Origin of the sequence: Klebsiella pasteurii (assembly GCF_018139045.1) — a bacterium.
GTDB classification, from domain to species: Bacteria; Pseudomonadota; Gammaproteobacteria; order Enterobacterales; family Enterobacteriaceae; genus Klebsiella; species Klebsiella grimontii.
In genome coordinates, this window is record NZ_CP073236.1 from 344496 (window position 1) to 364723 (window position 20228).

Below are 20228 nucleotides of genomic sequence, written 5' to 3' on the forward strand. Positions count from 1 at the left end.
CCAGGCGTTATCCGCCGATGGTCACGCTAAAACCGGCCTGTTCGGCCAGCGTCTTGAATGGTTGAATCTCAGATTCCGCAGGAGCTTTAATCATCGACATCGACCATGTTTTTCCCAGTAAGTGATATTTGGGTTCGCCGTACTGATGGAACGGCAGAAGATGAATTTCGGGCAGCTTAAAGGGGGCCAAAAACGCCAGAATCTGACGGAAATTCGCGTCATTCAGCGTGAACCCCGGAATCAGCGGCACTCGGGGTATCACGTGAATATGCGCTTCCACCAGACGGGCGAAGTTGTCCAGCACCCGTGGCATATTCATCCGCAGCTGCTCTCGGGCCAGCGCTTCATCCATGATTTTCAGATCAAACAGCACTTCGTCGCACGCCTGCGCCAGCGGAAAAAAACGGCTAAAGGCGCTATCGCCCGCCGTTTCAATCGCCGTTCTCACTCCCCATTCGCGCAGGCGGCGCAGAAAACGCGCGGCAAACTCGGCCTGCATCAGTACCTCGCCGCCCGACAGGGTAACGCCGCCGCCGGAGGCGCGGAAGAAGACTTCATCCTTCAGCACCTCTTTAAGCAGATTATCCAGGGTGACGTCGCGGCCAATCTGCTCCCACGCCCCGGAGGGACACTCGACCACGTCCTGCTGGCAGCGGGAGCAGCGCAGGCACTTGCTCTCCCGGCGCACGGTCTGAATTTTCGACGAGATCGATTCCGGATTGGCGCACCACGGGCAGGTGTGCGGGCAGCCTTTAAAAAACACGACGGTACGGATCCCCTGACCGTCATTCAAAGAGTAGCGCTGGATGTTAAAAATGCGCGCCTTATCGGCGCGCGTTTCCATCACCTCACAGCTGATGCGCGGTGCGGCGGATAATGTCATCCTGAATCTCCTGCGACAGCTCGACAAAAAAGGCGCTATAGCCGGCGACGCGCACCACCAGACCGGCGAAGTCCTGCGGCCGCTGCTGGGCTTCGCGCAGGGTGTCGGCGTTGACCACGTTGAACTGAATATGCTGTAGCTTCAGCTTGGTGAAGGCCTGCAGAAAGTCGGCCAGCTTGTTGAGGCCGCTGTCGCCGGCAAGGGTCGCCGGGGTGAATTTGACGTTCAGCAGCGTCCCGTTGGAGAGCAGAAAGTTATCCAGCTTGCTGACCGACTTGAGCACCGCGGTCGGTCCCTGCACGTCCTGGCCAAGCATCGGCGACAGCCCGCCGTCCGCCAACTGCTCCCCGGCCAGGCGTCCGTCCGGCGTCGCGCCAACCACCGACCCTAGCGGCACGTGGGCGGAGACGGTATAGGAGCCCGGCGTGAAATGACCGCCGCGCGGGTTCTGGTAACGCTCAACCTCTTTGCAGTAGAAGCGCAGCAGATCGGCGCTGATGTTATCCACTTCATCGATATCGTTGCCGTATTTCTCGAAGCGGTTGATCAGGCGCGCTCGGATCTTTTCGCCTTCCGGCGTCTGGAAGTTGGCTTTCAGCACCGCGATCAGTTCGGCGAAGCTCAGTCGTTTTTGCTCAAACACCATCCCTTTGAGCGCGTGCAGCGAGTCGCTGAGATTGGCGATGCCGATGCCCTGCACCCCGGAGAAGTTATAACGCGCGCCGCCTTCGGTGATATCCCGGCCGTGCTGCACGCAGTCTTCAATAAAGGAAGAGAGCAGGGGAACCGGCGCCCAGTCGCGGTGGCCGATATCGCAAATATTGCTGCCTTCGACCATTAGCTTAATGTAATAGCGAATCTTGTCGCGGATTTGGTTAATCAGCCCATCCCAGGTGATATCAGGATTGCTTTCGTTTTCCAGCATCACGATTTCCATCACCTTCAGCAGGTTAAACATGGCGATATCGTGCAGGCCGTAGGTGCGCCCCGGGATCGACAGCTCAACGCAGCCGACCACCGAGTAATCCCGCGCGTCTTCCAGCGAGACGCCGCGGTTGAGAAATGCCGGGATCACCACTTCATCATTAAAGATTTGCGGAATACCGGTACCGAGGCGAATGGTTTCGGCGGTTTTGCGCAGGAACGGACGGTCGATCAGCTCGTTGACCCGCACGCCGAGGTTCGGCTGCGGCAGGCGCACGTTCTGGTAGGCGTCGAGGGATAAAAACGACAGGATATTGACCGCGCTGCGCCCAGTCTCGGTCAGACCGCCGAGCAGGGCGGTATAGCCGGTTGGGAAGCCTGCAAAGTAGCGCGCGCTGCTGGTGGAGCGCAGCAGGACGATATCGTTGCACTTCACCCACAGCGATTCCAGCAGCTCCTGAAGAAACTGCGGATCCTGGCCGCGATTTAATGAAGCCTGATAGTACGGCAGCATGTACTGGTCAAAGCGCCCCAGTGAAATGGAGCTGGCGTTGGATTCATACTGCAAAATGATGTTCATATACCAGAAGAGCTGGCAGGCCTGCCAGAAATCTTCCGGCCGGTGCAACGCGTTATGGCGGGAAATTTCCGCGATGGTCTCCAGCTCTTTGCGCCGCTGAACGTCGACGCAGCCGGCGGCCATGTCATCGGCAAGCGCCGCATAGCGCAGAATATGGCGCTGGGAGGCTTCCAGCAGGATCTGCACCGCCTGATAAAAACTGTTCTGCGGGTGCTGCTTATTTAGCGCCTTAAGCTCTGCCACCAGCGCGGCGAGGCCGTTTTCCAGCAGGCGGGGGTAGTCGATAATGATATGCCCCTGGCCTTTGTCGGTTTGGTTAACGCTAAAAATCTGCGTGCTGACGGCGGCCTTCACTTCATCGGTCATCTGGCTGTTGATGAAGTCCTTCATTGAGCGATTCTCCCAGTAGGGGAACAGCTCTTCGCGGTAGATGCGCTTGTCTTCTTCGCTGATGGTGAAGCGGTCCTGTGGGCGGGTCGGGAACTGGTCCAGCTCCTTAAGCAGCCAGTAGGGATCCATCTCCGGCGACATAATCCCGGCGCGCGGTTTGATCGTGCGGTTACCGGCAATCAGTTCATCATCACGAATCGAAATCTGCACATGGTCGAGAACCCATGCGGTCGCTTTCGCCCGGCGGATCATCACGGGCTCCCCCTCGGTCTGTTTATGGCTGGCGGTGTAGAGCAGGGCCCGCTCGAGGGAGATTTCGCGCGGGTTGGCGAACAGACGATCTTTTAAGCGTTGAGTGCGATTGGTCATGACAAACTCCATGTTATTTTGCGGGGCGCAGGCCGCGCCCCGTGTATTCAGTCAGGCATTTTGTGAAAGGTGGCTGTCGATTTTGTTCATAATGGCTTCGGCGCGCTTCACGGCGTCGCTGATGTTGACGCGCACGATGGTTTTACCGGCAAAACGCTCTTCGAACTTGATGCCGATATCTTTGGTCAGAATCACCATATCGGCGCTGGCGATGTCTTCCGCGGTCAGCTCGTTTTCGATGCCGATGGAGCCCTGAGTTTCTACTTTGACCTGCCAGCCTTTAGCTTTAGCGGCGCTCTCCAGGGATTCGGCGGCCATATAGGTGTGGGCGACGCCAGACGGGCAAGCGGTAACGGCGATAATTTTAGTCATACAATATTCCTTCCAGTGTCTCAGTTAATTTCGAAATCAAGATCCATCTCGTCATCGGCTTTGGCGTCAGACGTTTTCTTTTTCGCCAGGGCCTTGAGCAGGATGACGCAGGCGGCGCTGACGATGGCGCCAACCGCGAGGCCGGCAATAAATCCGCCTTTTCCTTCAACGACCGGCAAAACGATAAGCCCGCCCCAGCCGGCATAGCACTGGGCGCCGAGCAGCGCGGCGGTCACGCAGCCAGCGGCGGCGCCAATCATGTTGGCCGGGATAACGCGCAGCGGATCGGCGGCGGCGAAGGGGATCGCGCCTTCGGTCACGCCTACGCAGCCCATCACCAGCGCGGCCTTACCGGTTTCACGCTCTTCCGCGGAGAAGTATTTACGTCCAATCAGCGTTGCCAGGCCCATGCCCAGCGGCGGCACGGCGATGCCGACGGCGGCGATGGCCACCACGCTGTAGACGCCCTGGGAAACGCAAATCAGCATGAAGGCGTAGGCGACTTTATTCACCGGACCGCCCATGTCGAAGGCCAGCATCAGGCCCATAATGATGGCGAGAATCACGATACTGCCTTCGCGCATGCCCTGCAGCCAGCCGGTCAGGCTGGCGGTGAGCGCGCCAATCGGCTCACCGAGGCCCCACATCATGATCCCGGCGGTAATAAAAGTGCCGATAATCGGAATAACGAAGATGGGCATCACCGAGCGCAGCACTTTGTGCACCGGGATCTTCTTCAGGTAGTAGACCACCAGCCCGCCGATGATCCCGGCAATCAGCGCGCCGAAGAAGCCGGCGCCGAAGCTGTTGCCGACCCAGGCGCCGATGGCGCAGGGGGCCAGCGCCGCGCGGTCGGAAATGGAGTAGCCGATATAGGCTGCCAGAAACGGCACCATCAGCGTCAGTCCGGCCACGCCGATATCAAACAGTTTTTTCAGGTTAGGGTCAGTGGCGGCATCGGGCACCGCGCCCTTGCCGTACAACATGACGGAGACTGCCAGCAAGATCCCACCGGACACGACAAACGGGATCATATGTGAAACCCCGGTCATGAGGTGCTGGCGTGTATTTTTTAATATTTGCACCAGTTCATTCATTATTTTTCTCCTGAGCGCTGCGTGGCCCGTGACTGAGTTGATGTCTCAACATTAGAAAAAGGGCGGCGCATAAAATAGTAGAGAAAAAGTGCATTTACTGGATATTTGTAAGACGAAAAGAAAATTGCGATCCACCTCAAATCTTAGTCCTGGCGGCTTTCTGACGACGTTAATGGGGGGATTTGTGACCACGAGCATAAAAAAGAGTCTGGCATACAATTATCCAGTAATTACCACTTTTATCGCGTAGTGGCGGGCGACTTCTTTCTTTACCTTTTGGCTAATACGCATTATTCAGGAGGAAGGCGATGGCTCTGGTAATTGAATTCATATGTGATTTGCCCAACGGCGTACATGCGCGCCCGGCAAGCCTGGTCGAAACGCTGTGCAATACTTTTTCGTCTTCGGTCGAATGGTTAAATATCCGCACGGAAGGGCGCGGGAACGCGAAAAGCGCGCTGGCGATTATCGGCACTAATACCTTAAAGGGGGACCGCTGTGAGCTGATCGTCAGCGGGGAAGACGAAGAACAGGCGTTCACCGCGCTGTCGGCGTTTATCCGCGACGAATTTCCGCACTGCGATGCGCCGCTGCCGACGGTGGAACAAATGGACGTTCAGCCGGTTCCTGAATCCCTCTCGCGCCTTAATCCCACGCTGTTTCACGCCTTACCGGTCTGCGCCGGCAGCGCGGGCGGCAGGCTTACCCATCTTAAGTCCCTCGATCTGCGCGATTTAGGCGCGCTACCGGCGGCGGGCGGCACCGAACAGGAGCAGGCGGCGCTCGATAAAGGGCTGACCCTGCTGGTAAAAAACATTGAGTTTCGCCTGCTGGATAACGACGGCACCGCCAGCGCGATCCTGGAAGCGCATCGCTCCCTGGCCACCGACGCCTCGCTGCGCCAGCATCTGCTGGGCGGGCTGCTGAGCGGCCTGAGCTGCGCCGAGGCGGTGGTCGCCACCGGGGAGCATTTTTGCGCCCAGTTCAGCGCTTCCGGCAACGACTATTTGCAGGAGCGCGTGCTGGACGTCCGCGATGTCTGCTTCCAGCTGCTGCAGCATATCTACGGCGAAGCGCGCTTTCCGGCGCCGGGTAAGCTGACGGAAGAGGCCATCTGCCTCGCCGATGAGCTCACTCCCAGCCAGTTCCTTGAGCTGGATAAAACCCTGCTGAAAGGCCTGCTGCTGCGCAGTGGGGGCACAACTTCACATACGGTGATTCTCGCGCGTTCGTTCAATATTCCCACCCTGGTGGGTGTCGATATGGAGGCGCTGCTGCCGTGGGTCGATCGGCGAGTGCAGATTGACGGTAACGCCGGGCTGGTGGTGGTGAATCCTGATGAAGCGGTGGCGCGTTACTATCAGCAGGAGGCCTGGGTGCAGGCGCAGATCCGCCGCCAGCAGCAGGCCTGGCTGGATAAAGAGGGGCGTACCGAAGACGGTATTCGTCTGGAAGTGGCGGCGAATATCGCCCATTCGGTAGAGGCGACGGCGGCCTTTAACAACGGCGCGCAGTCGGTAGGCCTGTTCCGCACCGAAATGCTCTATATGGACAGGCCCAGCGCGCCGTCGGAAAACGAGCTCTACAACATATTTTGCCAGGCGCTGGAGCCGGCCAACGGGCGCAGCATTATCATCCGCACCATGGATATCGGCGGCGACAAGCCGGTGGCCTACCTCAACATTCCGGCGGAGAACAACCCGTTTCTCGGCTACCGGGCGGTACGTATTTACGCAGAGTATCAGGCGCTGTTCCGCACCCAGCTGCGGGCGATTCTACGCGCTTCGGCGCACGGCGCGCTGAAAATCATGATCCCGATGATTTCCTCGATGGAGGAGATTCTGTGGGTGAAGGAGCAGTTGGCGGATGCAAAGCAGTCGCTGCGCAGCGAACATATTCCGTTCGATGAAAAGATCCCGCTGGGCATTATGCTCGAGGTGCCGTCGGTGATGTTTATCATCGACCAGTGCTGCGAAGAGATTGATTTCTTTAGTATCGGCAGCAATGATTTGACCCAGTATCTGCTGGCGGTGGATCGCGATAACGCCAAGGTGACGCGCCACTACAACAGCCTCAATCCGGCCTTTTTGCGCGCGCTGGATTACGCGGTTCAGGCGGTGCATCGTCAGGGGAAATGGATCGGCCTGTGCGGTGAACTCGGGGCTAAAGGTTCCGTGCTGCCGCTGCTGGTAGGGCTGGGGCTGGATGAGCTGAGCATGAGCGCGCCGTCGATCCCCGCGACCAAGGCGCGTCTGGCGCAGCTTGACAGCCGCGCCTGCCGTCAGCTGCTTAACCAGGCGATGCAGTGCCGTACTTCGCTGGAGGTCGAGCACCTGCTGGCCCAGTTCCGTATGACCCAGCAGGACGCGCCGCTGATTACCCCTCAGTGCATTACGCTGAACAGCGACTGGCGCAGTAAAGAGGAGGTGATTAAGGGCATGACCGACAATCTGCTGCTGGCTGGTCGCTGCCGCTATCCGCGTAAGCTGGAAGCGGATCTGTGGGCCCGCGAAGCGGTGTTCTCCACCGGGTTAGGGTTTAGCTTCGCCATTCCGCACAGTAAATCGGAGCATATCGAGCAGTCGACCATCAGCGTCGCCCGTCTGGCGCAGCCGGTAGCGTGGGGCGACGACGAGGCGCAGTTTGTAATTATGCTGACGCTGAACAAACATTCGGCGGGCGATCAGCATATGCGTATTTTCTCGCGGCTGGCGCGGCGCATTATGCATGCGGAGTTCCGGCAATCGCTGGTGACGGCGCAGAGCAGCGAGGCGATCGCGGCGCTGCTGCAGCGCGAACTGGAGTTGTAATTCGGTCCGGAGCATCTCCCCGGTGGCGCTGCGCTTACCGGGGCTACGGGTTTCCAGCCGTTTGCGAAACGGTAGTGGGGAGTAGCCCGGGTAAGGCGTTTACGCCGCGACCCGGGATTTCCGGGCCCGGTGCCTGAGGGAGGCAGATTGGGTAGCCCGGACAGGCGCGTCAAGCGCCGCCTCCGGGAAAGCGTGCAGGGGTTCCGTTCACCGCTATCCTGCAGAAAATGTCTCACCGTGGTAGGTGAACGGGTAAAGGGGGAGAAAACCGTCTCCCCCTTTACAATCCCCGCGGTCCCGCAAAGAAATCGGTGCTGCGCACTGCGCTCACCTCCCGGTCCTCAGCCCGCGGTCGGCTCAACTCGACATCGCTGTCTCGATTCGCCTCTGGCCGCCATCCCTGGCGGCCAGCCCTTGTCTTCGGCCCTCCGGTTCGCCGATTTCAGCGGGCACCAGGGCATCGCTGCATATCACGTTGTTTCAGAGGCATATCGTAGCTGCACGAACATCGTCCCGGAGGCGGCGCTGCCGCGCCCGTCTGGGCGATCTACTGCCCGGCAATCGCCCGACAAATCGCTTCGCCCACCTGCTGGGTGGAGGCGCTGCCTTGCATATCCGGCGTCTTCGGTCCGCTGGCAATGGTCTGCTCAATCGCCGCCAGAATACCGTCGTGGGCGGCCTGGTAGCGCACGTCCCCGTTGCCGAGGAAGTCGAGCATCATCGCGCCGGCCCAGATGGTGGCAATCGGGTTGGCGATATTTTTGCCGTAGATATCCGGCGCCGAACCGTGCACCGCTTCAAACAGCGACGGAAAGGTACGGTCCGGATTGAGGTTTGCCGATGGGGCAATGCCGATGGTGCCGGTACAGGCCGGGCCGAGATCGGAGAGGATATCGCCGAACAGATTAGAGCCGACCACCACGTCAAAACGCTCCGGCTGCAGCACGAAGCGGGCGCACAGAATATCAATATGCTGCTTATCCCATTTCACCTCAGGGTATTCCTGCGCCATCGCTTCAACGCGCTGGTCCCAAAAGGGCATGCTGATGGCCAGACCGTTAGATTTGGTCGCCGAGGTCAGGGTTTTGCGCGGGCGGCTTTGCGCTAATTCAAAGGCGTAGCGCAGAATACGGTCAACGCCGCGGCGGGTAAATACCGACTCCTGAATTACCACTTCATGTTCGGTACCCGGATTCACATGCCCGCCGAGGGCGGAGTATTCCCCTTCGGTATTCTCGCGCACCACGTAAAAATCGATATCGCCGGGCTGTTTACCCGCCAGCGGGCAGGGGACGCCGGGGAACAGGCGCACCGGACGCAGGTTGACGTACTGGTCAAATTCGCGACGGAACTTCAGCAGCGAGCCCCACAGGGAGATGTGATCCGGCACGATATCCGGCCAGCCGACCGCGCCGAAGTAGATCGCATCAAATGTTTGCAGCTGCGCGCGCCAGTCGTCGGGCATCATGGCGCCGTGTTGCGCGTAATAGTCGCAGCTGGCCCACTCAAAATACTCGAAGCTTAACGCCAGCCCCCAGCGTTCGGCGGCGGCCTGCAGCACACGGACGCCTTCCGGCAGCACTTCTTTACCGATGCCATCGCCGGGGATGGCGGCAATACGTAAGGTTTTATTCATCATTGTTCTCAGTTTCAGGTAAGGGAAATTGACTTCATCTCTATCCTATAATTGACTGATTCATAATTAATCCCGCCAACTGGTGAAACATAAAACACGAATCATGAATAATCTGCCGCTGCTGAACGATTTGCGCGTTTTTATGCTGGTTGCCCGCCGCGCCGGTTTCGCCGCCGTCGCTGAAGAGCTGGGGGTCTCTCCGGCTTTCGTCAGCAAGCGCGTGTCGCTGCTGGAGCAAACGCTCAACGTCCAGCTGCTGCACCGCACCACCCGACGAGTCGCTATCACCGAAGAGGGGGAGCGCATCTACGAATGGGGGCAGCGCATCCTGCAGGACGTCGATCAGATGATGGATGAGCTCTCCGATGTGCGGCAGGTACCGCAGGGGACGCTGCGGATTATCAGCAGCTTTGGCTTTGGCCGGCGAGTAGTCGCGCCGGCGCTCTCCGAGCTGGCCCGTCACTACCCGCAGCTGGAAATCCGTTTTGATGTCGCTGACCGGCTGGTGGATTTAGCCAATGAAGGGGTCGATCTGGATATTCGCGTTGGCGACGATATCGCCCCCAACCTGATTGCCCGCCAGCTTGCCAGCAATCACCGCATCCTCTGCGCCTCGCCGGCGTTTGTCGCCCGCTATCCCCGGCCGAGACAGCTCAGCGATCTCGCCGCGCTGCCGTGTCTGGTGATCAAAGAGCGCGACCGGCCCTTTGGCGTCTGGCAGCTACGCGATAAAGAGGGTGAGCACGCTATTAAGGTGACCGGACCGCTGTCGTCAAACCACGGCGAAATCGTCCATCAGTGGTGCCTCGAGGGGCAGGGGATCGCGCTGCGCTCATGGTGGGACGTCAGGGAGAATATTGCCAGCGGCAATCTGCTGCATCTGCTGCCGGAGTACTATCAGCCCGCCAATATCTGGGCGGTATACGTCTCGCGGCTGGCGACCTCGGCCAAAATTCGCGCCACCGTGGAGTTTTTGCGCCGCTACTTCCAGCAGCGCTTTCCGCAGCAGTACGACGAGGCAATATTGCCGACGGCAGGTGCCGTCGGCCGGGGGGATTAAACGCCCAGGCGATCGCGCAGGCTGTAGTACGCCGCGCCCATGGCGGTAAACGGAATGCGCAGGCTGCGCCCGCCGGGGAACGGATAGTGCGGCAGCCTGGCGAAGGCGTCGAAACGTTCGGCGTCTCCGCGCAGCAGCTCCGAAATCAGCCGTCCGGCGAGGTGCGTACAGGTCACTCCGTGGCCGCTGTAGCCCTGCATATAATAGATATTGTTATCGAGACGGCCAAACTGCGGCATCCGCGAGAGGGTCAGCAGGAAGTTGCCGGTCCAGCGGTAGTCTATTTTTACCCCCTGCAGCTGCGGGAAGGTTTTCAGCAGCTTCGGCATAATCAGTCGCTCAACGTCGTCCGGATCGCGCGCGCCATACACCACGCCGCCGCCGTACAGCAGGCGGTTATCGGCGGTCAGACGGTAGTAATCCAGCAGGTAGTTACAATCCTCCACGCAGTAGTTTTTCGGGATCAGCGAGCGCGCCAAATCCTCAGTCAGCGGCGCGGTAGTGACCACCTGGGTGCCACACGGCATGCTGCGCTTCGCCAGCTCCGGCTCGAGCTTATCGCCGAGATAGGCGTTACCGGCGACGATCACGTAGCGGGCGGTGACCTGCCCGCGTTCGGTGGTCACCACCGCAGGGCTGCTGTGCTGAATGCGGGTGACCGGTGATTGTTCGTAAACCCGACCGCCGTTCAGCCGAATGGCGTCCGCCTCGCCAATCGCCAGGTTCAGCGGATGAATATGGCCGCCGCTGTGGTCCAGCAGGGCGCCGGCGTAGCGGTCGCTGTCCACTTCGCGGCGAATAGCGCTGGCATCCAGCAGCTCCAGCTGGGTATTGCCGTAGCGCTCCCAGTTCGCCTTCTGCTCTTCCAGCGTCTCCAGCTGTTTATGGTTCAACGCGACAAATAGCCCGCCGGGGCGATAGTCGCACTGGATTTGATAGCGTTGGATGCGCTCGCGAATAATGTCGCCACCTTCAAACATCATGCTGCCGAGCATCTTCGCGGCGTCCGGGCCGTAGGTTTTCTCGATAACGTCGATATCGCGGCTATAGGAGTTAACCAGCTGGCCGCCGTTCCGCCCGCTGGCGCCGAAGCCGATGCGCGCGCCTTCAAGCAGCACCACATCGTAGCCCATTTCGGCCAGATGCAGCGCCGATGAGAGGCCGGTATAGCCGCCGCCGACGATGCAGACGTCGCAGCTGATTGATTCGTCCAGCATCGGGAACGGCTCATAGCGGTTAGCGCTGGCGGCATAATAGCTGGTGGTATGTTCGCTCATGATTAAGACTCCAGGGCAATCCAGATAGTTTTCAGTTCAGTGAATTTTTCCAGGGCGTGCAGGGACTTATCGCGTCCGTTACCGCTCTGCTTATAGCCGCCGAACGGCACGGTCATATCGCCATCGTTGTAGTTGTTCACGAAGACGGAGCCGGCTTTCAGACGGCGGCTAACGCGGTGAGCGCGGGAGAGATCGCGGGTCCAGACCGCTGCGCCGAGGCCGTAGCGGCTATCGTTGGCCAGCGCCAGCGCCTGCTCTTCGGTGTGAAAGCGGGTCACCACCAGCACCGGGCCGAAGATCTCCTCCTGGCTGAGCGGGGAGGCGGGGTCGACATCGACGAAGATGGTCGGGCCGACCGCCGCGGGCCACGGATTTTTACGTCCATCCAGCAGCAGCGTGCTGTGCGCTTCGCCGGCGCGAATAAAGCTGTGGACGCTATCGGCGTGGCTGTTGTCGATCAGCATGCCCATGGTGGTATTCGGGTCGAGCGGATTGCCCGGCTGCCAGCCCTTTGCCTGCTCTTTTAGCAGGTCGAGAAAGCGGTCGGCGATGCTCTCTTCCAACAGCAGGCGGGTACCGGCGATACAGACCTGACCCTGGTTGTAAAAAATACCGCCGGCGGTGGCGTTAACCGCTTTTTGCAGGTCCGGGCAGTCGGCAAAGACAATATTGGCGCTTTTACCGCCCGCCTCCAGCCAGACGCGCTTCATATTGCTGTTGCCCGCGTCTTTCAGCAGCTGTTTACCGGTGCGGGTGGAGCCGGTAAAGGTAATCACTTCGACGTCCGGATGCAGCGCCAGCGCCTGACCGGCTTCATGGCCGAAACCGCTCACCACGTTAAATACGCCGTCCGGCAGTCCGGCCTGTTTTGCTAAGCCCGCCAGACGCAGAGCGGTAAGGGGGGATTTTTCCGACGGCTTAAGCACCACGCTGTTGCCTGACGCCAGCGCCGGGCCAAGCTTCCAGCAGGCCAGCAGCAGTGGGAAATTCCACGGCACTACCGCCGCAATCACGCCAATCGGTTCGCGAACGATCATGGCCAGTTCGTTGCCGCTGGTGGGGGCGACTTCGCCGTAGACTTTATCGATAGCTTCGGCATACCAGCGAATCGCGCGAGCGGCGCCGGGGATATCGTCGCGCAGGCTGTGACGGATCGGTTTGCCGGTATCGAGGGTTTCCAGCAGCGCCAGCTCTTCGCGATGGGCGTCCATCAGGTCGGCGAATTTTGTCAGCACCGCTTTGCGCTGGGCAGGAGACGCCTGCGACCAGTCGCCGCGATCGAAAACGCCGCGGGCGGCCTGGACCGCGCGATCGACGTCGGCTTTTTTGCCGCGCGCGACCTCGGCAAGGGTCTGCTGCGCCGCCGGGTCGACGGTGGTAAACACGCTATTATCGGCGGCGGCGCTGTACTCGCCGTTAATAAATAGCCGCGTTTCAATCGTCAATTCGCGAGCTTTTTGTTGCCAGTAAGCCAGGTTGTGAAAATCCATCATGACTCCTTAATGACATAATCGGAAAAATAAAAAAGTGGTGATTTCAGACCCTCAGGGCGTAGGGCGTCCCCGGGGTTGAGTACCGTTTAAATTGCCCGTTAACGGGCGTAAATTATCCGGGGCCAGCGGAATACGTTTTTCCGCATCGCGCAAGGTGAACTGCGTTTTCTTCGCGCCGCCGGAATAAACTCCGACGGTGCAGGCCTGAAGAAAGCCTGAGAAAACCTCAGGCTAAAAAATCAGAATGTGGTGGGAGTATGGGCGCTGATGATTCGGCAGATACCCGCCGAGGTGTTGCTGAAGCTATGCGGTATGCCGGTGTTAATGGCATAGCTTTGCCCAGCCACCAGGTGATACGTCTGACCGTTAATGGTCAGCACGACTTCACCCTCCAGTATGGTGCCTATCTCCTCACCCTGATGCTTAATCCTCTCCCCGGTTGTGGTTCCAGGCTGGTACGTTTCAAAAATCATCGCCAGCGTGCGGTTCGGATTGCCATTGTGAACCAGTTTCATCGACACCCCCTGACTGCCGATTTCAATCAGATCGTCCTGATTGATAACCACCTGAGGTTCAGCCGGTTTTTCTGGTTCAGAAAAGAATTCCGAGAGCGACAGCCCGTAGACTTTCAGCAGCTTTTGCAGCGTACTGATGGCAGGACTGACTTTGTCCTGTTCTATGGTGCTGATGGCACTATGTGTTAACCCAGACAGTTCGGCGGCACGACGCTGTGAGAGACCCAGCTGTTGGCGGATCTCTGACAGACGTTTCCCTGGCGCCAGTCCGTCATCGCTCATATTTGCATTTCCTTAACGGTAGTGGTCAGAGTCGCTGTTTTTCAGCGACATATACCCGTCATACTTCAAGTCGCTTGCGCGTTGGCTTTGCTCGCTCACCCCAGTCACTTACTCCAGTAAGCTCCTGGGGATTAATGAGAGGCTCCTGCCTCTCACCGGAGGCCAGCCTTCGGCTGGTCAAATTCGTTCCCGACGAATTTGTCGCTCACTTGCCGCTTTCCTGCAACTTGAATTATTTTGGCTATAGTTCTGACAGGCGGTGATAAAACCCTCAAACAACATTCGCGACAGGGCGTATTCGCTACTGTTCCATTCAGGATGCCACTGCACGCCGAGGGCGAAAGGATGGTCGTTAACGCTGACCGCTTCCGCCAGCCCGTCGGGAGAACGCGCCTCCACGCGCAGCCGTGGACCCGTGGTTTTCGCTCCCTGTCCGTGTAACGAGTTTACCCAAAACGTGTTGCAGCCCGGTATTAACTGAGAAAGTAATCCTCCTTCCTGAACCTGAACTTCATGCGAGGGCGCATATTGCTGCTCGACGGGAAGTTCGGGGTCCTCGCGGTGCTCAAGAAGCTCAGGCTGCTCGAACAGACGACGATACAGAGTCCCGCCGGTGGCGACAACAAGTTCCTGTAGTCCACGGCAGATGGCGAAAATGGGGATGCGCCTTTCGAGCGCGGCGTCGATCAGCGCCATGCTCAGAAGATCACGCCCGGGATCGGCGTCAGGCTCATCGCCGTTTTCACCATAGAGGTGCGGCTGTACGTTGCTCGGGCTGCCGGGCAGATAAATGCCGTCCAGTTTTGGCAGTAGCGCGGAAAGCAGTTCCGGCTCCGCCAGCGCGTGCGGTAGGGCAATCGGCACGCCGCCGGCGTTAACAATCGCGTTCAGATACTTCTCTTGCAGAGTCTGGGTCTGGTGACCCTTAAGCCTGTTTCGACACATCACCACGCCAATAACTGGCTTGTACATTATATTTTCCATGATCGCCCTCACAAAGTGGACTAAATTATGACCGGATTAGCGGGTAAAACGGCCATTTCGTTCAATATTTTCTCAATCTAGCAGTGGATATAGCCCTTTGCAAACTTAATTTAACATTTGACAAACAATTTGTTTGCATACACATTCCAATGGTGGACATTATATTTAACAGTGCCATTCAGGGTCCGAAACTAAAACAACGGCGGTGAATCATGGAAACCAATATCGTAGAAGTTGAGAATTTTGTTCAGCAGTCGGAAGAGAGACGGGTCAGCGCATTCACCTGGGAAGTGAAGCGCTACCTCGAGCGTTACCCCAATACGCAATACGTAGATGTACTGTTAACCGACCTGAACGGCTGCTTCCGCGGTAAGCGGATCCCGGTGTCTGGCCTGAGCAAACTGGAGAAGGGCTGCTATTTCCCGGCTTCGGTGTTCGCGATGGACATTCTCGGCAACGTGGTGGAAGAGGCGGGACTCGGCCAGGAGATGGGCGAACCGGATCGCACCTGCGTACCGGTGCTGGGAACCTTAACGCCGTCGGCGGCGGACCCGGAATACATTGGTCAGGTTCTGCTGACCATGGTTGATGAAGATGGCGCTCCCTTTGACGTTGAGCCGCGGAACGTTCTTAACCGGCTCTGGCAGCAGCTGCGCCAGCGCGGGCTGTTCCCCGTGGTAGCGGTAGAGCTGGAGTTCTATTTACTTGACCGCAAGCGCGACGCGGAAGGTTACCTGCAGCCGCCGTGCGCGCCGGGAACCGGCGATCGCAATACCCAAAGCCAGGTTTACTCCGTCGACAACCTCAACCACTTTGCCGACGTGCTGAACGAAATCGATGAGATCGCCCAGCTTCAGCTGATCCCCGCCGACGGCGCGGTGGCGGAAGCCTCTCCCGGTCAGTTTGAAATCAACCTCCACCATACCGATAACGTGCTCGACGCCTGCGATGACGCGCTGGCGTTAAAACGTCTCGTGCGTTTAATGGCGGAGAAGCATAAGATGCACGCCACTTTTATGGCCAAACCCTATGAAGAGCACGCCGGTAGCGGGATGCATATCCATATCAGCATGCAGAACAACAAAGGCGAGAACGTGCTGGCGGACGCGGACGGCGAAGATTCCGCGATGTTAAAACGCGCGCTCGCCGGGATGATTGATCTGATGCCGGCGTCGATGGCGCTGCTGGCACCGAACGTCAACTCGTATCGTCGTTTCCAACCGGGAATGTACGTGCCGACCCAGGCGTCGTGGGGGCACAACAACCGAACGGTGGCGCTGCGCATTCCGTGCGGCGATCGGCACAACCACCGCGTCGAATATCGCGTGGCCGGGGCGGACGCCAACCCGTACCTGGTGATGGCGGCGATTTTCGCCGGCATCCTCCACGGTCTGGATAATCCGCTGCCGTTACAGGAAGAGGTGGAAGGCAACGGCCTTGAGCAGGAGGGGCTGCCGTTCCCGATTCGCCAGAGCGATGCGCTGTGGGAGTTTATGCAAAACGATCACCTGCGCGAACGGCTTGGCGAACGTTTCTGCCACGTTTATCACGCCTGTAAAAACGACGAATTACTGCAGTTTGAGCGGCTGATCACGGAAACCGAAATCGAGTGGATGTTGAAAAACGCCTGATTGCCGCCCCGCAGGGGGCAGCTTAGCGTTATCACGAGTAGCATCATACGGCCTGAGCGGAGCCTGGTCGGACGTTTTTGCTGGGAGCCCAGCCATTCCCGGATGCCGCGTTAAGGAGCGCAGGCGGCAACGGGGCTTCAGTTAACGACACAGTGTGTAACGAGGTAGGAAATGATGCAGATGTTTAAATATCCGCAGGGAGAAGGGGGCCGTCATGGCCGCATGGAGTGCGCCGCCACCGCTCGTCGGTTCTTTTTACCTTTTGATTTGCCATTAACCCCGTTGCGAAGCAGGTTGGTTTCCCGGTCTCTACGACCGCAAACCCGGATGTGCAGCGGGGGAAATGGCCATGGCTATTAACACCTCTCTCGATAACGCCTCTGAAGCGGGCAAACCACGGCTGCGCAAGTCTCTCAAGCTGTGGCAGGTGGTGATGATGGGCCTCGCCTATCTGACCCCGATGACGGTTTTTGATACCTTCGGCATCGTTTCCGGCATTAGCAACGGCCACGTTCCGGCCTCCTATCTGCTGGCGCTGGCCGGCGTGCTGTTTACCGCCATTAGCTACGGTAAGCTGGTACGCCAGTTTCCGCAGGCGGGATCGGCGTATACCTACGCGCAAAAGTCGATCAGCCCGCACGTCGGGTTTATGGTGGGCTGGTCTTCGCTGCTGGATTATCTGTTCCTGCCGATGATCAACGTTCTGCTGGCCAAAATTTATTTTTCCGCGCTGTTTCCGGACGTGCCGCCCTGGGTATGGGTGGTGACGTTTGTGGCCATTCTGACCGCGGCGAACCTGAAAAGCGTCAATTTGGTGGCGAACTTCAATACCCTGTTCGTGCTGGTGCAGATCTCAATCATGGTGGTCTTTATCGTGCTGGTGGTGCAGGGGCTGCATAAGGGGGAGGGCGTCGGTACCGTCTGGTCGCTCCAGCCGTTTATTAGCCAGAATGCGCACCTGATCCCGATTATTACCGGGGCGACGATAGTCTGCTTTTCGTTCCTCGGCTTTGATGCGGTGACGACCCTTTCCGAAGAGACGCCGGACGCCGCGCGGGTGATCCCGAAAGCCATCTTCCTGACCGCGGTCTACGGCGGGGTGATTTTTATTGCCGCCTCGTTCTTTATGCAGCTCTTTTTCCCCGATATTAGCCGTTTTAAAGACCCGGACGCGGCGCTGCCGGAGATCGCCCTCTACGTCGGCGGCAAGCTGTTCCAGTCGATTTTCCTGTGCACCACCTTTGTGAATACCCTGGCGTCAGGCCTGGCCTCACACGCCAGCGTTTCTCGCCTGCTGTACGTTATGGGCCGTGATAACGTTTTCCCGGAGCGCATTTTCGGCTATGTCCATCCAAAATGGCGGACTCCGGCGCTGAATGTGATCATGGTGGGCATCGTCGCACTGTCGGCGCTGTTCTTCGACCTGGTTACCGCCACGGCGCTAATTAACTTTGGCGCGCTGGTGGCGTTCACCTTCGTTAACCTGTCGGTGTTTAATCACTTCTGGCGGCGTAAGGGGTTTAACAAAACCTGGAAAGATCGCTTTCACTATCTGCTGCTGCCGATGGTCGGTGCGCTGACGGTGGGCGTTCTGTGGATTAACCTGGAGGCGACCTCGCTGACGCTCGGTCTGATATGGGCGGGGCTGGGTTTGCTGTATCTGACTTATCTGACCCGCCGTTTCCGTAAGCCGCCGCCGCAGTTTGACGGGGCTAAAGCGGAACAGGCCTGGGAATCGTAACGATTTTTAACTCACACATAAAGGCAGGCCGGCGAGCCTGCCTTCTTTTTTTCATTCTCGTTTGAAATCAGGCAGTCGGGGAGAAATAGCAGGGGCAGAAGGTAAGAATAGTGAGGATGAATTATTTCTTTTTCTTATGGGTTGGCAGCTGTGCGGAGCGCCGATCCTTGACATAGGAGACCAGGCTGTAGATGGCTACTCCCAGCAAAACCACCGCGACGATAAAGAGCAGGATACCTGACATAGATTAACCTAATGTTATGTTTAACATGAAGAAAAAATACCGTGATATCGGGATAATAGCATCGGGATATTTCTTAAAGATGACCCGATGAATCAGACGAGAATAGACTGCCAGCAATGCACTGAAATTATTATTTACATGAATAAATGTGAAGAGTAAAGCGCGGTGATGGTGAAAAAATGAACGAGTAACACTCGGTTAAGCGAATTTACAGACGAGCGCGCGACGGGCTGCTACCCTTGGCCCGCTAAATAAGGGGTGAGAGTAACAAATGGTTAATAAGCAAATCATCGCTGTTGTTGGGCCACTGCTGGTTCTGACGTCATTCAATAGCCTGGCCGATCCCGGGAACCCGTCAATTCGCGAACGTATTGTCGATCAGGTTTTAAAACCCTGCGAAGGTAAAAAAGCCGGCGATAAAGTGCTGATCGTCGACCATCGCGGCGGCAAGCATGAAGCTATCTGTACCCTTGCGGCGGTGCCGCTGCCGGAGTAACGCCATCCCTCTGATTTCACTCTTCCTGCGTCATGGCGGAAAGTGTAATTCTTTCCGCACTTTGCGAGCCATTGCCCGGAAAAATGTCATAAATTTGTCACAATTAAGGCGATGATAATCACTGACTGAGGGTTAAGGGATGAGAAAAAGTCTACTCGCCGCCGCCGTGGCCGGCGTTGTCTTACTGTCCGCTGGCGTCCAGGCGCAGGAGCAGGCCGCACCGGAAGGGTATCAGCTTCAGCAGGTACTGATCATGAGCCGCCATAACCTGCGCGCGCCGCTGGCGAACAACGGCAGCGTGCTGGAGCAATCCACGCCGAAATCCTGGCCGGAGTGGGATGTTCCCGGCGGTCAGCTGACGACCAAGGGCGGGGTACTGGAAGTCTATATGGGGCACTATATGCGTGAATGGCTGGCGCAGCAGGGGCTAGTGACCAGCGGCGAATGTCCGCCGGAGAACGCGGTCTACGCCTATGCCAATAGCCTGCAGCGTACCGTCGCGACCGCGCAGTTCTTTATTACCGGCGCGTTTCCCGGCTGCGGGGTGACGGTGCACCATCAGGAAAAAATGGGCACCATGGACCCAACGTTTAATCCGGTGATCGTCGACGATTCCGCCGCTTTCAGCGAAAAGGCGGTGCAAGCGATGGAGAAAGAGCGGCAGGGGATGCAGCTGGGCGAAAGTTATAAGCTGCTGGAGGCGATTACCGACTACCGCAATTCTCCGTCCTGCAAAGAGAAACAGCAGTGCTCCCTGAGCGAAGGGAAAGATACCTTTAGCGCCAAATATCAGCAGGAACCGGGCGTTTCCGGTCCGCTTAAGGTCGGTAACTCGCTGGTTGACGCCTTTACGCTGCAGTATTACGAGGGGTTCCCGAAAGACCAGGTCGCCTGGGGCGAAATCAAAACCGATAAGCAGTGGCAGGTGCTGTCGAAGCTGAAAAACGGCTATCAGGATAGCCTGTTTACTTCCCCTGAAGTGGCGCGCAACGTGGCTAAGCCGCTGGTGAAATATATTGATAACGCGCTGGTGGGCGATGCGGCGAAGGCGGCGAAAGTGACGCTGCTGGTGGGACACGACTCCAACATCGCTTCGCTGCTGACGGCGCTGGATTTTAAACCCTATCAGCTGCATAACCAGTACGAGCGCACGCCTATCGGCGGCAAGCTGGTATTCCAGCGCTGGCATGATAACGGCGGCAATCGTGATTTGATGAAGATTGAGTACGTCTATCAAAGCACCGAGCAGTTGCGCAATGCCGATGCGTTAACCCTGCAGTCGCCGCCGCAGCGGGTGACGCTGGCGCTGAACGGCTGTCCGGTCGATGATAACGGCTTCTGCCCGATGGACACCTTTAAAAAGGTGATGGCCGAGGCGACAAAATAACAGAGCATAAAAAACCCGGAGCAATCCGGGTCTTACTGCCGATGTTTAGCCTGGTCT

The 20228-nt window shown here is 58.1% G+C and carries 17 protein-coding genes; 7 read left to right on the plus strand and 10 right to left on the minus strand.

The genetic code is table 11. The features are described from left to right. Positions 1-7 precede the first annotated feature (7 nt). The 4 genes from KCG39_RS01505 to KCG39_RS01520 are packed head-to-tail and all read right to left on the minus strand — an operon-like array spanning position 8 to position 4615. A complete protein-coding gene (locus tag KCG39_RS01505; RefSeq protein ID WP_112165274.1) occupies positions 8-883 on the minus strand; it encodes a [formate-C-acetyltransferase]-activating enzyme in 876 nt (291 codons plus the stop codon). Further along, positions 849-3146 (minus strand): formate C-acetyltransferase, encoded by a 2298-nt coding sequence (locus tag KCG39_RS01510; protein ID WP_142445466.1) that lies wholly within the window; start codon positions 3144-3146, stop codon positions 849-851. The genes KCG39_RS01505 and KCG39_RS01510 overlap by 35 nt, the downstream gene beginning before the upstream one ends. A gap of 51 nt (positions 3147-3197) precedes the next feature. Then, on the minus strand, positions 3198-3518 hold the full coding sequence (locus KCG39_RS01515) for a PTS fructose-like transporter subunit IIB (protein ID WP_004131252.1): 321 nt from the start codon (positions 3516-3518) through the stop codon (positions 3198-3200). Between the two features lie 20 nt (positions 3519-3538). Further along, positions 3539-4615 carry a PTS fructose transporter subunit EIIC gene (locus KCG39_RS01520; RefSeq protein WP_004131253.1) on the minus strand — a complete coding sequence of 359 codons (1077 nt, stop codon included), beginning with the start codon at positions 4613-4615 and terminating at the stop codon, positions 3539-3541. Between the two features lie 308 nt (positions 4616-4923). On the opposite strand from KCG39_RS01520, the gene ptsP reads away from it, so the two are divergent. Then, the gene (gene ptsP / locus KCG39_RS01525) at positions 4924-7425 is read left to right on the plus strand and encodes a phosphoenolpyruvate--protein phosphotransferase (RefSeq protein ID WP_004131255.1); all 2502 of its coding nucleotides are present in this window, start codon (positions 4924-4926) and stop codon (positions 7423-7425) included. 547 nt (positions 7426-7972) lie between these two features. Here ptsP and KCG39_RS01530 read toward each other — a convergent pair. Further along, on the minus strand, positions 7973-9061 hold the full coding sequence (locus tag KCG39_RS01530) for a tartrate dehydrogenase (RefSeq protein ID WP_142445556.1): 1089 nt from the start codon (positions 9059-9061) through the stop codon (positions 7973-7975). A gap of 82 nt (positions 9062-9143) precedes the next feature. On the opposite strand from KCG39_RS01530, the gene KCG39_RS01535 reads away from it, so the two are divergent. Beyond that, positions 9144-10121, plus strand: a complete 978-nt coding sequence (locus tag KCG39_RS01535; RefSeq protein WP_185910487.1) for a LysR substrate-binding domain-containing protein — start codon at positions 9144-9146, stop codon at positions 10119-10121. On the opposite strand, the gene KCG39_RS01540 is transcribed toward KCG39_RS01535, so the two are convergent. The 4 genes from KCG39_RS01540 to puuD form a co-directional block, all read right to left on the minus strand. Further along, positions 10118-11398 carry an NAD(P)/FAD-dependent oxidoreductase gene (locus KCG39_RS01540; RefSeq protein ID WP_142467738.1) on the minus strand — a complete coding sequence of 427 codons (1281 nt, stop codon included), beginning with the start codon at positions 11396-11398 and terminating at the stop codon, positions 10118-10120. The two genes, KCG39_RS01535 and KCG39_RS01540, sit on opposite strands and share 4 nt — an antisense overlap. A gap of 2 nt (positions 11399-11400) precedes the next feature. Then, the gene (gene puuC, locus KCG39_RS01545; protein WP_142467866.1) at positions 11401-12888 is read right to left on the minus strand and encodes an aldehyde dehydrogenase PuuC; all 1488 of its coding nucleotides are present in this window, start codon (positions 12886-12888) and stop codon (positions 11401-11403) included. Positions 12889-13130: 242 nt separating this feature from the next. Continuing rightward, entirely contained in the window at positions 13131-13688 is a 558-nt protein-coding gene (gene puuR, locus KCG39_RS01550; RefSeq protein WP_004131263.1) for an HTH-type transcriptional regulator PuuR, read from the minus strand. A 177-nt stretch (positions 13689-13865) separates the two neighbouring features. Beyond that, positions 13866-14660, minus strand: coding sequence for a gamma-glutamyl-gamma-aminobutyrate hydrolase (gene puuD / locus KCG39_RS01555; RefSeq protein ID WP_227631392.1), 795 nt, complete (start codon positions 14658-14660; stop codon positions 13866-13868). Positions 14661-14884: 224 nt separating this feature from the next. On the opposite strand from puuD, the gene puuA reads away from it, so the two are divergent. The 3 genes from puuA to KCG39_RS01565 all read left to right on the plus strand — a co-directional run bounded on the left by puuA (position 14885) and on the right by KCG39_RS01565 (position 18044). Beyond that, positions 14885-16303, plus strand: a complete 1419-nt coding sequence (puuA, locus tag KCG39_RS01560) for a glutamate-putrescine ligase (RefSeq protein ID WP_004131267.1) — start codon at positions 14885-14887, stop codon at positions 16301-16303. Positions 16304-16525: 222 nt separating this feature from the next. Continuing rightward, positions 16526-16663, plus strand: coding sequence for a hypothetical protein (locus tag KCG39_RS28020; protein ID WP_420799049.1), 138 nt, complete (start codon positions 16526-16528; stop codon positions 16661-16663). Next, positions 16653-18044 carry an APC family permease gene (locus KCG39_RS01565; protein WP_211811532.1) on the plus strand — a complete coding sequence of 464 codons (1392 nt, stop codon included), beginning with the start codon at positions 16653-16655 and terminating at the stop codon, positions 18042-18044. The genes KCG39_RS28020 and KCG39_RS01565 overlap by 11 nt, the downstream gene beginning before the upstream one ends. A 121-nt stretch (positions 18045-18165) precedes the next feature. On the opposite strand, the gene KCG39_RS01570 is transcribed toward KCG39_RS01565, so the two are convergent. Next, positions 18166-18288: a small membrane protein gene (locus tag KCG39_RS01570; protein WP_004131271.1), complete on the minus strand. Its 123-nt coding sequence runs from the start codon at positions 18286-18288 to the stop codon at positions 18166-18168. 271 nt (positions 18289-18559) lie between these two features. On the opposite strand from KCG39_RS01570, the gene KCG39_RS01575 reads away from it, so the two are divergent. Together KCG39_RS01575 and agp are read left to right on the plus strand one after the other, a co-directional pair. Further along, positions 18560-18784 (plus strand): hypothetical protein, encoded by a 225-nt coding sequence (locus tag KCG39_RS01575; RefSeq protein ID WP_049115196.1) that lies wholly within the window; start codon positions 18560-18562, stop codon positions 18782-18784. Positions 18785-18923: 139 nt separating this feature from the next. Continuing rightward, a complete protein-coding gene (gene agp, locus KCG39_RS01580) occupies positions 18924-20171 on the plus strand; it encodes a bifunctional glucose-1-phosphatase/inositol phosphatase (protein WP_004131275.1) in 1248 nt (415 codons plus the stop codon). Positions 20172-20228: the final 57 nt, after the last annotated feature.

Excerpts from the sequence above, each read along its gene's own strand:
- KCG39_RS01505 (WP_112165274.1), bottom strand. The coding sequence starts at position 883 with ATGACATTATCCGCCGCACCGCGCATCAGCTGTGAGGTGATGGAAACG.
- KCG39_RS01510 (WP_142445466.1), bottom strand. The coding sequence starts at position 3,146 with ATGACCAATCGCACTCAACGCTTAAAAGATCGTCTGTTCGCCAACCCG.
- KCG39_RS01515 (WP_004131252.1), bottom strand. The coding sequence starts at position 3,518 with ATGACTAAAATTATCGCCGTTACCGCTTGCCCGTCTGGCGTCGCCCAC.
- KCG39_RS01520 (WP_004131253.1), bottom strand. The coding sequence starts at position 4,615 with ATGAATGAACTGGTGCAAATATTAAAAAATACACGCCAGCACCTCATG.
- ptsP (WP_004131255.1), top strand. The coding sequence starts at position 4,924 with ATGGCTCTGGTAATTGAATTCATATGTGATTTGCCCAACGGCGTACAT.
- KCG39_RS01530 (WP_142445556.1), bottom strand. The coding sequence starts at position 9,061 with ATGAATAAAACCTTACGTATTGCCGCCATCCCCGGCGATGGCATCGGT.
- KCG39_RS01540 (WP_142467738.1), bottom strand. The coding sequence starts at position 11,398 with ATGAGCGAACATACCACCAGCTATTATGCCGCCAGCGCTAACCGCTAT.
- puuC (WP_142467866.1), bottom strand. The coding sequence starts at position 12,888 with ATGGATTTTCACAACCTGGCTTACTGGCAACAAAAAGCTCGCGAATTG.
- puuR (WP_004131263.1), bottom strand. The coding sequence starts at position 13,688 with ATGAGCGATGACGGACTGGCGCCAGGGAAACGTCTGTCAGAGATCCGC.
- puuD (WP_227631392.1), bottom strand. The coding sequence starts at position 14,660 with ATGTACAAGCCAGTTATTGGCGTGGTGATGTGTCGAAACAGGCTTAAG.
- puuA (WP_004131267.1), top strand. The coding sequence starts at position 14,885 with ATGGAAACCAATATCGTAGAAGTTGAGAATTTTGTTCAGCAGTCGGAA.
- KCG39_RS28020 (WP_420799049.1), top strand. The coding sequence starts at position 16,526 with ATGGAGTGCGCCGCCACCGCTCGTCGGTTCTTTTTACCTTTTGATTTG.
- KCG39_RS01565 (WP_211811532.1), top strand. The coding sequence starts at position 16,653 with ATGGCTATTAACACCTCTCTCGATAACGCCTCTGAAGCGGGCAAACCA.
- KCG39_RS01570 (WP_004131271.1), bottom strand. The coding sequence starts at position 18,288 with ATGTCAGGTATCCTGCTCTTTATCGTCGCGGTGGTTTTGCTGGGAGTA.
- KCG39_RS01575 (WP_049115196.1), top strand. The coding sequence starts at position 18,560 with ATGGTTAATAAGCAAATCATCGCTGTTGTTGGGCCACTGCTGGTTCTG.
- agp (WP_004131275.1), top strand. The coding sequence starts at position 18,924 with ATGAGAAAAAGTCTACTCGCCGCCGCCGTGGCCGGCGTTGTCTTACTG.